The 13,138-nt window shown below is 75.4% G+C and carries 11 protein-coding genes; 4 read left to right on the top strand and 7 right to left on the bottom strand.

The window, feature by feature from the left end; all coding sequences use genetic code 11:
• Window positions 1–134 precede the first annotated feature (134 nt).
• Window positions 135–653, bottom strand: a complete 519-nt coding sequence (locus tag NT8_RS22745; RefSeq protein ID WP_067973389.1) for a SigE family RNA polymerase sigma factor — start codon at window positions 651–653, stop codon at window positions 135–137.
• A gap of 394 nt (window positions 654–1,047) precedes the next feature.
• Here NT8_RS22745 and NT8_RS22740 point away from each other — a divergent pair, with 394 nt between their 5' ends.
• Both NT8_RS22740 and NT8_RS22735 read left to right on the top strand, forming a co-directional pair.
• Complete coding sequence (locus NT8_RS22740; RefSeq protein ID WP_067973385.1) at window positions 1,048–2,061, top strand: hypothetical protein; 1,014 nt, start codon at window positions 1,048–1,050, stop codon at window positions 2,059–2,061.
• Between the two features lie 4 nt (window positions 2,062–2,065).
• Complete coding sequence (locus NT8_RS22735) at window positions 2,066–2,965, top strand: MauE/DoxX family redox-associated membrane protein (RefSeq protein ID WP_084469197.1); 900 nt, start codon at window positions 2,066–2,068, stop codon at window positions 2,963–2,965.
• Window positions 2,966–3,164: 199 nt separating this feature from the next.
• On the opposite strand, the gene NT8_RS22730 is transcribed toward NT8_RS22735, so the two are convergent.
• Window positions 3,165–3,467 (bottom strand): ArsR/SmtB family transcription factor, encoded by a 303-nt coding sequence (locus NT8_RS22730; protein WP_067973382.1) that lies wholly within the window; start codon window positions 3,465–3,467, stop codon window positions 3,165–3,167.
• A 127-nt stretch (window positions 3,468–3,594) separates the two neighbouring features.
• On the opposite strand from NT8_RS22730, the gene NT8_RS22725 reads away from it, so the two are divergent.
• On the top strand, window positions 3,595–4,524 hold the full coding sequence (locus NT8_RS22725) for an alpha/beta fold hydrolase (RefSeq protein WP_245646289.1): 930 nt from the start codon (window positions 3,595–3,597) through the stop codon (window positions 4,522–4,524).
• Between the two features lie 63 nt (window positions 4,525–4,587).
• On the opposite strand, the gene NT8_RS22720 is transcribed toward NT8_RS22725, so the two are convergent.
• Both NT8_RS22720 and NT8_RS22715 read right to left on the bottom strand, forming a co-directional pair.
• Window positions 4,588–6,153, bottom strand: a complete 1,566-nt coding sequence (locus NT8_RS22720) for an AAA family ATPase (RefSeq protein WP_169805248.1) — start codon at window positions 6,151–6,153, stop codon at window positions 4,588–4,590.
• 716 nt (window positions 6,154–6,869) lie between these two features.
• Window positions 6,870–7,550 carry a hypothetical protein gene (locus NT8_RS22715; RefSeq protein WP_245646288.1) on the bottom strand — a complete coding sequence of 227 codons (681 nt, stop codon included), beginning with the start codon at window positions 7,548–7,550 and terminating at the stop codon, window positions 6,870–6,872.
• A gap of 134 nt (window positions 7,551–7,684) precedes the next feature.
• On the opposite strand from NT8_RS22715, the gene hisC reads away from it, so the two are divergent.
• Window positions 7,685–8,776, top strand: coding sequence for a histidinol-phosphate transaminase (hisC, locus tag NT8_RS22710; RefSeq protein WP_067973373.1), 1,092 nt, complete (start codon window positions 7,685–7,687; stop codon window positions 8,774–8,776).
• A 39-nt stretch (window positions 8,777–8,815) separates the two neighbouring features.
• On the opposite strand, the gene NT8_RS22705 is transcribed toward hisC, so the two are convergent.
• From NT8_RS22705 to NT8_RS22695, 3 genes are all read right to left on the bottom strand, one after another.
• Window positions 8,816–10,081 (bottom strand): transcriptional regulator, encoded by a 1,266-nt coding sequence (locus NT8_RS22705; RefSeq protein ID WP_067973372.1) that lies wholly within the window; start codon window positions 10,079–10,081, stop codon window positions 8,816–8,818.
• A 250-nt stretch (window positions 10,082–10,331) separates the two neighbouring features.
• Window positions 10,332–11,639, bottom strand: coding sequence for a UDP-N-acetylglucosamine 1-carboxyvinyltransferase (gene murA, locus NT8_RS22700; protein WP_067973371.1), 1,308 nt, complete (start codon window positions 11,637–11,639; stop codon window positions 10,332–10,334).
• A gap of 431 nt (window positions 11,640–12,070) precedes the next feature.
• Entirely contained in the window at window positions 12,071–12,961 is an 891-nt protein-coding gene (locus NT8_RS22695; RefSeq protein ID WP_067973370.1) for a phosphoribosylaminoimidazolesuccinocarboxamide synthase, read from the bottom strand.
• Window positions 12,962–13,138 lie beyond the last annotated feature (177 nt).

Below are 13,138 nucleotides of genomic sequence, written 5' to 3'. Positions count from 1 at the left end.
GCGGCGCCATAGACCTGACTAGGCGAATCCTCCTGGCTGGGATAAGAGTACCCAGCACGAGGGCGCGCGTGCAAAACGGCGGGCGGGGGGCGGTCCCGTGCGGGTGGGGGATCGGGCGGCGGGGGGCGCCCCCGTCAGCCGGTGGTGCGCTCGATCGCGAGGTCGGCGTCGAGGCGGAGCTTGGCGGTGGCGCGGGAGATGGTGCTCTTGACCGTGCCGACGGTCACGCCGAGGCGGTCGGCGATCTGCGCCTCGGACAGGTCCTCGTAGTAGCGGAGGATGAGGGTGGCCCGCTGCCGCTCGGGGAGGCGGTCGACGGCGCGGTGCACCACGTCGGCGAGGTCGGTGCGCCACGTCGGGTCGTCGACGCGCTGCTCGGGGATCTCGTCGGTGGGGAAGACGGTGAGGTGCTGCCGGCGCCACTCGGAGATCTGCGTGTTGACCATGGCGCGGCGGACGTAGCCGTCACGCGCGTGCGGGCTGGAGATGCGGTCCCAGGCGAAGAACGTCTTCACGAGGGCGGCCTGGAGCAGGTCCTCGGCGTCGGAGCGGTTGCCGGTGAGGCCGACGGCGATGCGGAGCAGCGCGGGGCCGCGCTCGGCGACATAGCGGGAGAACTCCTCGTACCTCGACGTCCCCGCTGCGCTTGTCACCTGACCACCGACCCGGTCCGCCGCACCCGTGGTGCGTGCTCTGCCTCACATTTCCACCGTGCCTTCACTGTTGCCCGGTCGGCGTCATCGGGAGCCCTTGCGGACGTCATGTTCCGACAAATCAGGAGAAGAGGGTTGATCTGGATAACCCCGGCCACATGGGTCGGCCGCCGTGACGTGGACGCCCGCCCGCACCGCACCCGTCGGGCGCGCCGCCGGCCGCCCGCCGACCGGTCGGCGGGCGCGCGGCGGACAGCGGGCGGTGGGCCCGGCGTGCGCGGGGGAAACGGCCGGGCAAGAAACGGCCCGGTCCGGGCGTGTGGCGCGGCCGCATACCGGGCGGAGGTGAGAATGGGGGCGACATAGCCGTGGGGCGCAGCCGTGGGGGTGGGGCATGCCGGCGCTGGAGCGCGAGCGCAGGAGGTTCACGGCGGCGCTGCTCGGCGCGGACGCGGCGCCGGAGCCCGACGACGCCACCGAGCGCACCGCCCGCGGCGTCGTCGTCGACACCACCCCGCACCTGCTGGTGGTGGTGACCCCGCGCGGCGAGGAGCGGTTCCTGTTCGAGCCCGGCACCACGTTCTGGCGCGGCCGCGAGGTCGGCGTCGGCGATCTGCGCGAGGGCGACGACGTGGTGGTCCGCTGCGCGCCCGGCGGCCGGTGGGTGGCGCGCGACGTGTGGGCGCAGCTCGCCCGCGTGACCGGCGTGATCACGGCCGCCGACGGCGACACCGTCGAGGTCGACCCCGGACACGGCCGCCCGCGCGCGACCGCCGTCATCCCCTACCGGGCCTCCGGCCGCATGTCCGTCCGCCACCCCGTTCTGGAACCCGGCTACCTCTTCGACGCCGTCGGCATCCGGGACGGCGGCGAGGTGCGGGCCCTGCTGCCCGCCACCACCCAGCCGCCGTTCCCCGTGGGCGAGGGGTCCCGCCCGCGACCGCGGCGCGACCGCGTCCCCGCTCTCACCGCCCCCTGGCGGTGGTGGCGGCCCGGCGGCGCCGTCCCCGGCGGCCCCGTCGCGGTGTCGGGGTCGGTCACCTGGTACGACCCGGCGCTGGGCCGGGCGACGCACGTCAACCCCCTCGGGCACCTGGCGGGCGCCGCCTACCCCGCGCTCGACCGCGCGGGCGACTGCGGACCCGCCTGCGACCGCGGGGAGGCCTGCGCCGACCTGCCCCTGCTCTCCCTCGGCACGACCGTGGCCGTGCGCAACGAGTGCAACGGGGAGGCCGCGGTGGTGGAGGTGGTCGACTGCGCCGCCGTGGCCACGCGCTTCTGCGACCGCTGCGCCGCCTGCGGCGGCGACGCCTCGGGGCGGGTCGCCGAGCTGACCCTGACGAGCTTCATCGCCTTGGGCGGACGCCCCGAGGCGGGCTGCTTCAACGCGACCCTGACGGTGGGGTGACCCGGTGATCGACGTACTCCGCGAGATCCAACTGCCCGTCCTGGCGGTGGTCCTGCTGGCCGGGGCCGCCGCCAAGGCCGCCGCGCGGACCACGCGCGGCCAGGGCCCGGCGGCGCTGCTCCCCAAGCGGGCCCGTCGGCCGTTCACCTACGCCAACGCGGCGGTGGAGGCGCTGCTGGCCGCGGCGCTGCTGCTGCTCGCGGGTCCGCTGGGCGAGGCGGCGCGCGCGCTGACGTTCCTGGTGTTCGCGGCGGCGCTGGTGGTGCTGGTCGTGGTGAGCCGGCGCCACCCCGAGCTGGGGTGCGGCTGCTTCGGCGGGTTCAGCACCAGCCCGGTCGGCCGGCGGACCCTGGCCCGCACCGTGCTGTTCGGGGTGGCGGCGGCGTCGACCCTCGGCCTGCCCGCGACGGGGATGGCGGTCCTGGGCGGGCTCACCGCCGGGCACGTCGGCGTGCTCGCCGCCGAGGCGGTGCTGCTGGCGGTGCTGTCGCCCGAGGTGACGGGGCCGCTGTCGGCGCTGGTGCGCCCCGGCCCGTGCGAGCGCCGCGAGGTGCCGGCCGCGCGGACGCTGGCGCGGCTGCGCGCGAGCGACGTCTGGTACGCCAACGCGTCGGTGGTGACGGGTGCGGAGCCGGTCGACATGTGGCGGCAGGGCTGCTGGCGGATGCTGCGCTACGCGGGCCGGCGCAACGGGCGCGCGGTCGACGTGGTGTTCGCGGTCCCGGTGCAGGGCCGCCGCCCGGTGATCCGGGCGGCGATCAGCGACGCCGAGACCGGGGCGACGCTCGCCGTCCTCGGCGAGGTCGCGGGGGTGGCGACGTCCCGCCTGGACCACCGCCGCCAGGAGCCCGCACCGACGGGCACGGTCCTCCCGGTCGACGTGGACCCCTACGAACCCGCCTGACCCGGCCCCCCGGGGCTCCGGGAAGGGCGTGCGCCCGGCGCGGCGCGGACGTGGGCACGTGGACACCGCCGCAACGGGGCCGTGCGGACGCGGTTGTGCTGGGGTCTACGGGGGCTTGGAACGTGCTCGTTGTGCCGGGCGTGCGGGCACGGGGGCGGTCGGGCGTCGGGACGGGCCCCTGGGGGACGCCCGGGGGTGGTCACGGTTCGTCGCGGAGGGCGATGTCGAGTAGGCCGGGGAACCGGGACTCCAGGTCGTCGCGGCGCAGGGTGAGGTAGAGGCGGCGCCCGGCGCGGCGCTGGCGGATCACCCCGCTCTCGCGGAGGGCCCGCCAGTGGTGGGTCATGCTCGATTTCGGGATGTCGGGCATGACCTCGCCGCAGAACCTCTCCTCGCCGGAGGCCAGCGCACGGGTGATCTCCAGGCGCAACGGGTGCCCCAGGGCGGCGAGCACGTCGACGAGCCGGAGGTCCTCGACGTCGGGGTGGTGCAGGACGGCCATGCCCTCACTGTACGCGAATCTCGTACGAATCTTCCAGGTAGCCCTTGACACGGTCTGTCCGACCGTACGAACATTTCGTACGACCGAATCGTACGAAATGGTCGTACGGTCGAATGATCGGAGTCCCGTGACCACCACCCGGCGCGACCCCCTGTCCGACACCGCCCTGGCCGACTCGCTCGACGGCGGGTTCACCAGTCGGCACGCCGAGGTGAACGGCGTCCGCCTGCACTACGTCGAGGGCGGGCGCGGCGAACCGCTGGTCCTGCTGGGCGGCTGGCCGCAGACCTGGTGGCAGTGGCACAAGGTCATGCCCGAGCTGGCCCGCCGCCATCGGGTGATCGCCGTCGACCTGCGCGGCATGGGCGGCTCCGACAAGCCCGCCGACGGCTACGACAAGCGCACCATGGCCCGCGACGTCCACGCCCTCGTCCGCCACCTGGGCCTCACCCGGGTCGACCTCGTCGGCCACGACATCGGGGCCATGGTCGCCTACGCCTTCGCCGCCGACCACCCGGAGGCGACCCGGCGGATCGTCCTGCTGGACGTCCCCCATCCCGACGCCGGGTGGACCGGGATGCGGCTGCTCCCGGGACCCGACCAGCACGTCGGCGGGGACATCACCGCCGGCACCCGCATCTACCTGTGGTGGTTCGCGTTCAACCAGGTGCCGGGCCTGCCGGAGCGGCTGCTGGACGGACGCGCCCGGCTGATGGCGGACTGGCTCTTCGATTACATGGCCGCGGACCCGGCCGACATCGGCGAGCACGCGCGCGAGGTCTACGCCCGCGCGTACTCCACCGCCGACGCGGTCCGGGCGGGCAACGGCTGGTACCAGGCGTTCACCCAGGACATCGAGGACGAGCGGGCCTATGGCCGGGTGGCCGCGCCGATCCTGGCCCTCGGCGGGGACCGGAGCAACTACGCCCTCCTGCGCGACGTGCTGCCGTCCAAGGGCGAGCGGGTGGAGGTGGTGGAGGTGGCCGACTGCGGCCACTACATCCCCGAGGAGCAGCCCCGGGCCGTCATCGACGCCCTGACCGGCTTCCTCGGCTGACACGCGGCGGCGCGGTCGGGAGGACGGCCGCCCGGCAGCCCGGCCGGAGCGAGGCCCTGACGGTCAGAGGTGGCGGAGGAGGTCGGCGAGGCGGGGCACCGCGAACGCCGCGCCGCCCCGTGCGGTGGGCACGACCAGGCCCCGCCGGACCAGGGAGTCGCGCACCCGGGCGACGGCGGCGGCGCGCAGGCCGAGGGCGGCGGCGAGCCGGTCGGGGGCGGCCGGGGCGTCGCCCAGGGCCGCCATGGCGCGCAGGTAATCGTGCTCGTCCGGGCCGGCGAGGTGGAGGCGGCCGCCGAGGAGGCCCGCCGCCACCTCCTCGTCGGCCTCGGGAGCCGCGGCGGCGACGTCGGCGGCCGTGATGGGGGAGCCGAGGGCGGAGTCCCAGACCGCGCGGCCGTAGGTCTGCACCAGGAACGGGTGGCCGTCGGAGAGGTCGTACAGGGCGGCGAGGGCGTCGGGGTGGAACCGCACCCCCTCGCGCTCGGCCGGGGCGGTGAGGGCGTGGTCGGCCGCCGACCGGCTGAGGCGGTCGACGCGCACGTAGCGGAACAGCCGGCCGGAGTAGCCCCGGGCGGCGGCGAGCGCCCCCGGCAGGTGCGGCGCCCCCGCGCCGACGACCAGCAGCGGCCCGCCGTGCTGGGCGAGTTCGTGGCAGGCCGTGCACAGGGCCGCGAGGTCGGCGGCGGAGAGGTCCTGCATCTCGTCGATGAACAGGGCGATGCCCGTGCCGAGGTCGGCCGCGACCGACGCGGCCTCGGCGAACAGGCGGGCGAGGTCGGCGGCGAGGTCGCCCGACGCGGCGCGGCCGCGCGCTGGGGAGGGCGCGAACGCGAACAGGGCGGCGAGGGTGGAGAGCGCGCCGTCGCCGGCGCGCACGGCCGGAACGGCGGGGGGCGCGGCCCCGGCCACCGGGACGGCGGTGGCCGGGAACGCGGCGGCGACCGGGGCGCCGACCGCCGGGGCGGCGGTGGCCGGCCGGGGCGGTGCGGCGCCGCCGGCGGCCGCGGGGCCGGCCCCGGGGACGGAGGGGGCCGGCGGGGGAGGGGGCGGGGTGCCGCCGAGCGCCGCGATCGCGTCGAGCGCGCGGTGGGCCCGGTGCGGTGCGCGGTGGCGCGGCAGGAGGTCGTACAGCGCCGACTGGAGGGCGGCCGCCACCTGGCGGCGGAGCGGAGGACCGGGACGGACCTCGAACCGGCCGGTGCCCCAGCCGCGGCCCCGCGCGCGGGCGGCGAGCGCGCCCAGCAGCGCGGTGGTGCCGACGCCGCGCGGGCCGCTGAGGATCACGCCGCGTTCGGGGCACCCGCGCGCGGCGCGGTCGAGGGCGACGTCGAACCGGCGGAGTTCGCGGTCGCGCCCGGCGAGTTCGGGCGGGCGCAGCCCCGCACCCGGGGTGTAGGGGTTGCGCACCGGATCGGGCGGCCGGGCGTCGTCGGGGACGCCGGGGTGGCCGGGGTCGTCGGAATCCAGCAGGGCGGCCTCAAGGGACCGGTAGAACGCGGCGGAGGACGACGCGCCCCAGTCGACCCGGCGCATCGCGCGGCGGTCGTCGAAGGGGGAGTGGGGGGCGCGCCCGACCCCGGTGGGCCGAGACGCGGTCCGACCTGGGACGTGCGCTGCCGTGGTCACTGCCCCCCACCCCCTTGCCTCGAACATGTGTTCGATTGAGGTGAATGCTAGACCATCCGTCGGACAGGCGCCACACGGACACGCCGATCCTGTGGACGGCCGCGCGGCCCGCCCCGCAGCCCGGCGAAGCGTACGCCCAGGTCGGGCGCGTGGTCCGGGACCCGCGTGCCGAGACCGCCGCCGACACCCCGCCCGTCCGCTCCCGGCCGTACCCGTCCCCCGCCGACCGTGCACCGCCCCTCCCCGGTCGCCACACCGGCCGCCGGTCCCGGACGCGTCCGCGCCCCCCGGCGGTGGCGGTGCGGGCGCCGTGATCGCCCACGCCCGCACGCCGGACCCCGTACCCGCGTGGACGCGCCACGCCGGCGCCTGGGTGCCTCCCACCAGTAGCCGGATACGTCTCCCGCCGATCGGCCGGACGTCGCCGCCGCCTTGCGTTGGGACGGTGGCCGGACCGGGCGGTGGTGGACGCGCCGGGATCGCCCGCGTGCGACGGTCTCCGTGGGTCCGTGAATCCGTGGGTGCGCCGGCCGCTGATCGGGGCGCGTCTCGCCGTCCGGTCGGCCGGCGGCCGGGCCATGGGTCGCTGTCCAGAGCCACCCGGTGCCCGACGGGTCGACCCACCTGGTGGCCCGGTCGCTCGGGTGGTCGGCCGGGGGCGGGGTCGGGCGGACGGAACCTCCTCGCGGTCGATACCGGGCCGGCCCGGGGCGGGGTCAGGACGGGAGGATCTCGGACTCGCGATCGAGGGCGGCGCGGCTGAACGCCGTGAGGGTGTCCGCGTACTCGTCGGCGTCGCCGGTGCCGAGGATGGTGGTCGTGGCCAGGTAGTCGGCGTTGCGGTACAGGAGGCTGTACAGCAGGACGCGTTCGCCGGACATCTCGGTCTCGACCGCGAAGCCGCGCGAGGCGTCGCCCACCCGGTCGAGTTCGAGTTCGCGCACCCGGTAGGTGGACGTGCTGCCGTCCTGGAGGGTGGCGGTGTAGGTGGCGCACTCGGCGGGCGGGGAGGCCGCCACGGCCTCCTCGGCGACGTCGGCGCCCGCGTCGACGAGCAGGTGGGCGATGGTGTCCTCGCCCCGCGCGAACGTCGCGAGGGACGCCGCGGCGTCGCGCACCCCGGGCAGCCGGGCCCACCGGTTGACGGCGTCCAGGCAGTCGGGCTTGTCGAGTTCGGTGGCGGAGCGCAGCTCCTCGGCGTTGCGGACGGTGGCCAGTTCGCCGTAGGGGCCCTCCTCGCTGCGCTCGGGCACGACCTTGGCGTCCCCGAACTGGACGAGCTGGGCGGTGGCGAGGCGCTCCGCGGCGCCGCCGCCGGGCCGGTCGCCGCCGCCGTCGGCGGTGCCGCAGGCGGCCGCCGCCGCGATGCCCGCCGCGGCCAGGGTCGCGGCCGCCACCCGTCGGGCTTGCCGGGCATGGTCCATGGTGGTATTTCCTGTTCTGTGCGATATTGCGCTGGGCCGCGGACGTCTTCCCGAACCCTGGTCGCGGAACGTAGCCTGGACATCGCACAGCGTATCGAGGAAGGACGATGGTGGCGGAGCGGAATTCGGCGTATCTCCGAGCGGTGCTCGGATCCATCCCCGCGTACAAGCCGGGCCGCAAGGTCGTCGGCCCCGACGGCCGGTCGGTCAAGCTCTCCTCGAACGAGAGCCCGTTCGGTCCGCTGCCGTCCGTCGCCGCCGCCGTCGGCGCCGCGGCCGCCGACCTCAACCGCTACCCCGACGCCGGGGCGTCCGGGCTGATCGCCGCCCTCGCCGACCGGTTCGCCGTGCCCCAGGACCACGTCGCGGTCGGCGCCGGATCGGTCGGCATCCTCCAGCAACTGCTGGAGGCCGTCGCCGAGCCCGGCACCGAGGTCGTCTACGCGTGGCGGTCCTTCGAGGCGTACCCGCTGCTCGCCGACCTCTCCGGCGCCACATCGGTGCGGGTGCCGCTGGCCGACGAGGTCCACGACCTCGACGCCCTCGCCGCCGCCATCACCCCGCGCACCCGCATGGTCCTGGTGTGCAACCCCAACAACCCCACCGGCACCGCCGTGGGCGAGGCCGAGCTGACCGCGTTCCTCGACCGGGTGCCCGACCACGTGCTCGTGGTCCTCGACGAGGCCTACCGCGAGTACGTGCGCGACCCGCGCGTGCCCGACGGCCTCACGCTCTACCCCGACCGCCCCAACGTCGCCGTGCTGCGCACGTTCTCCAAGGCCTACGGCCTGGCGGCGCTGCGGGTCGGCTTCCTCATCGGGCACCCCCACACCGCCGCCGCCGTCCGCAAGACCATGCTGCCGTTCGCGGTGAACCACCTGGCCCAGGCCGCCGCCGTGGCGTCCCTGGCGGCCGAGGACGAGCTGCTGGAGCGGGTCGAGGCCACCGTCAAGGAGCGCGGCCGGGTCCGCGACGCCCTGGTGGCCGACGGCTGGACCGTGCCCCCCACCGAGGCCAACTTCGTCTGGCTCCGGCTGGGCGACGACACCCTGGAGTTCGCGGCGGCCTGCGAGGCCGCCGGCGTGTCCGTGCGCCCGTTCGCGGGCGAGGGCGCCCGGGTCAGCATCGGCACCCCGGACGAGAACGACGCGTTCCTCGCGGCCGCCCGCGCCTACCCCCGGCGCAACGGCGACCGGTGACCGGGCGGGGGAGGGGTCGCCGACGCCTCCCCCGCGGGGTCACTTGCCCGCTTTGTCCTTGTCGAGCTTCTCGATGATCAGCCGGTACAGCTGGCGCGGACGCCCCGGCTGGAGGGTGCGGTTGGGCGGCAGCGGCCACGCCAGCCCCTCCTCGACCAGGGTCCGCAGCAGCCGCCGGGCGGTGCGCGGGGTCACCCCGAGCATCCGGCCCGCGTTCTCGGCGTCGACCACCAGCGGGCCGTCCTCCTCGGCGATCTTCTCCGAGAGCCGCAGCAGGGTCTCGCGGCCCTTGGTGCGCAGCGGCTCCGGCGACTGGCGGGCGGGCGCCCGCTGCGCCGGGACGAGCGAACGCCCCTCGCGGTCCACCGCGAAGCTCTGCCGGGTGGCCTGGGCCCGGCTCAGCGCCGCACGGGCGTGGGTCTCGGCGTCCTGGGTGGTGCGGCCCATGCCGATGCCCACCTCGATCGCGATGCCCAGCTCCGCCTTGATGCGCTCCACGAACGGCGGCTGGCGGAACCCCTCGGTGGCGGACACCAGCGACCCCCGCGTGGCGGTGATCATGAAGGTGTGGTCGTCGACCGGGTGCGCCGTGGCGTTGATCCGGTGCGCCTCCTGCAGCAGCAGGCGCTGGAGCGCCAGCCGCAGCTCGTCGCGCCAGTACCGCGGCGTGGAGCGCCGGGTGGAGTCGCGCAGGGTCGGCACGTCGACCACGACCACCCCCAGCTGCGCCTCCTCCAGCCGGTGGTGCGCCCCGAGCAGGCCGGCGGTCTGCAGCGCGCTGCGCACCCCGGCGTTGGTCGGGCGCAGCCGCATGACCGGCACCCCCATGGTGTCCAGGCGCTCGGCCACCCCCCGCACGCAGGTGATGGCCATGCGGGTGACCTTGCGCCGCCACAGCCCCTCGTGGAACGACGTCAGCTGCGAGGTGCTCGTGAGCTCCTCGTGCACGTGGATGCCGTCGACGGGCAGGTCGACCTCGGAGTACGCCTCGACGACGTCGGCCCGGCTGAGCACGTCCAGGCTGGCCCGGGTGGGGTCGAATCTCTCGTCCAGGGTGGCCCGGAGCAGGGCCTCGTGCAGACTCGCCCCGCCGAGCGGGACGTAGGTCGCGGGCATGGTCAGTACCCCGGCCTTGCGGGCGAACTCATAGGGGACGGGGCTCGCGAAAAGATACGCGTCGATCGCGGACCCCAGGCGCAGCACCTTGTCGGTCGCCTCTTGCTCATCTCGATAGGCGGCGGCGATGAGTCTGGCGTTGAGCGGCCCCGTGGACCCGGGCCCCATGAGCATGACCCGCTCGACCACCTCGTGGGGCCCGATGACACCAATCGTCAGATCGCCAGTTCGCTGCGCACTCACCTCGGGCTGCTCCCCGCTACCATTCCACGCTCTTCACTATGTGCGCCCACTGGTTCCCGAACCTGTTTTCTGTCACGGCATGATTGCCGAGATCGTACCCATTGTGCGGGGCCAATGAAGATCGTTTCCCACAGAACGCCGAAAGCCCGGGCGGGAGGTTTCCCTCCCGCCCCGGCTCGGACCGGAGAACGGGCGTTTAGCCGACGACTTCGCGCGTCACGTCGGCGCCCAGGGCGGTCAGCCGCGCGGCGAACTGCGCGTGCCCGCGGTCGACCAGGTAGCCCGCCGCGACGACGGTCTCGCCCTCGGCCACCAGGCCGGCGAGGACCAGGGCGGCCCCGGTGCGCAGGTCGTGGGCGACCACGTCGGTGCCGCGCAGGACGGTGTCGGCGGAGCCGTGCACGATCGCGCGGGTGCCGTCGACCTCGATCTTGGCGCCCATCTTGTTCAGCTCGTCGGCCAGGGCGAACCGGCCGTCGTAGATGGCCTCGTGCAGGTAGCTCTCACCCTCGGCGAGCGTGGCGAGCGCCATCAGCGGCGACTGCAGGTCGGTGGCGAAGCCCGGGTAGGGCGAGGTGACCGCGTTGATCGGGCGCAGCGGGGCGGAGAGGTCGCGGCGCACGTGCAGCACCGCGCCCTGCTGGGAGAACTCCACCCCCATCTGCTCCAGCTTCCAGCGCGCGACACCCAGGTGCTCCAGGTTGGCGCCGACGAGGCTGACCTCGCCGCCGGTGGCCGCCGCCATCATCGCGAACACGCCGGCGTCGATGCGGTCCGACATGATGGTGTGCTCGACGGCGGTGAGCTGCTCGACGCCCTCGACCGTGATGAAGCCGGTGCCGCCGCCGCGGATCTTGGCGCCCATGCGGGTCAGGAACTCGATGACGTCGAGGACCTCGGGCTCCAGCGCGGCGTGCTCGATGACCGTGGTGCCGGGCGCGAGCACGGCCGCCATGATCAGGTTCTCGGTGCCCGTGTGCGACGGGGTGTCGAGGTAGAGGTGGCCGCCCTTGAGGTTGTGGGCGGTGATGTTGATGTGGTTGCGCTCGTCGTCCTCGGTCACCTCGGCGCCGAGGCGGGCGAACCCGCGGTAGTGGAAGTCGAGCTTGCGGCTGCCGAGGTTGCAGCCGCCGACGCCCTCGATGCGCGCCTGGCCCATGCGGTGCATGAGCGCCGGGACGAACAGCACCGAGCCGCGGAACCGGGCCGCGATGTCGGCGGGGAGGACGGCCCGCTCGGGGTCGTCGAGCCGCTGCGCGTCGATCACGACGGTGCGCTCGGCCTCGTGGAACTCCACCTTGGCACCGATGTGCTCGGCCAGCTCCAGTGCGCGGCGGACGTCCTCGATGATCGGGACGTTGCGCAGCACCGTTCGTCCCTTGGCCGCGAGCAGGGCGGCGCCGATCATCGGCAGGACGGCGTTCTTCGCACCCTGGATGAACGCCGTCCCGTTGAGGGGACGGCCGCCACGGACGCGGTAACGAACCTCCTGGCCCATGCTCATGTGCTCCTTCGTGAGGCGGATGTAGGGGTCGTGCTCGACGTTCTTCGTGCGACTCCGACGCGGGCGCCGGGCGCGGCGTTCCACCGGCGAGGTGGTGGGCGGCCGGTTCCGGACACGGTCCTCGCCCGCGGCGATACCGGTCGTGTGCCCGCTCGTGCCGTTGTCATGCGGCCGGCGGAGGGGGCATCGTGCGGCGACGCCACGCTTGACCGGCTCATGAAGGGTTGTGGGAACGCCCTTTGCCGTGAATCGCCGCGGTTCCCGGGGATGTGGCCGTACGGCAATGGACGGATACCACTGTATGTCCTGCGCGTTGCGTTCGGTGCCATCGTGGTGCGGATCACCGGGAGTCGGGCGGTTCGCGGCGGTGCCGGGCGGCCGGAACCGGCCCCGGCGGCACGGCGGGGCCGGCGGGCCGGCGGCGGCTCCGGTCACGCGGTGAGCCGCGCGTAGACCTCCTCGTAGCGGGCCGTGGTGCGGTCGACGACGGCGTCGGGCAGCGGGGGCGGCGGGGTGTCGGCGGAGCGGTCCCAGCCGGAGGCGGGCGAGGTCAGCCAGTCGCGGATGATCTGCTTGTCGAACGACGGCTGGGGGTGCCCCGGCTCCCACTCCTCGGCCGGCCAGAACCGCGAGGAGTCGGGGGTGAACACCTCGTCGGCGAGGACGAGGGCGCCGTCGGCGCCGCGGCCGAACTCGAACTTGGTGTCGGCGAGCAGGATGCCGCGCTCCTCGGCGAGGGCCCGCCCGCGCTCGTACAGCGCCAGGGTGAGGTCGCGCAGCTCGGCCGCGAGCCCGGCCCCGTGCGCGGCGGCGACGGCGTCGAAGGACACGTTCTCGTCGTGGTCGCCGACCGCGGCCTTGGTGGCCGGGGTGAACACCGGCGGGTCGATCCGCGACCCGTCGACCAGGCCCTCGGGCAGCGGCACCCCGCACACGGCGCCGCCCGCGCGGTACTCCGCCAGCCCGGACCCGGCGAGGTAGCCGCGCGCGACGCACTCGACCGGGACCATGTCGAGCCTGCGGCAGACCAGGGTGCGCCCGACCCAGTCGGCGGGGGAGCCGGGGGGCGGCTCGGCCGACAGGACGTGGTTGGGGATGAGGTCGGAGAGCCGGTCGAACCACCACAGCGAGAGCCGCGTGAGCAGCCGCCCCTTGCCGGGGATCTCCGTCGGCAGCACCCAGTCGAAGGCGGAGACCCGGTCGCTGGCGACGAGCACGAGGTCGCCGTCCCCGGTGGCGTAGAGGTCGCGCACCTTGCCGGTGTGCAGGTGGGTGAGCCCGGGGACGTGGACGGGCTCGGGCGTCTCGACGAAGCCGCTCATGGGTGACGGGTCTCTCTCTGGTCGGCGGGCGGAACGGGTCAGTACGGCCGGTACGGGCCCTGCGGCGGGCGCCCGTGCGGCGGCCCGGGGTGCGGCGGGTGCGGGGGCTGCGGGTGGCCCGGGTGCCGCGGGGCGGGGCCGGGCGGCGGCGGGTAGCCGCCCGCCGGCGGCGGCCCC

The sequence above is a fragment of the Nocardiopsis trehalosi NBRC 14201 genome (assembly GCF_001552555.1).
GTDB classification, from domain to species: Bacteria; Actinomycetota; Actinomycetes; order Streptosporangiales; family Streptosporangiaceae; genus Nocardiopsis_B; species Nocardiopsis_B trehalosi.
Note: the sequence above shows the minus strand (reverse complement) of the source record. Positions and strands in the feature narration are given on the sequence as shown.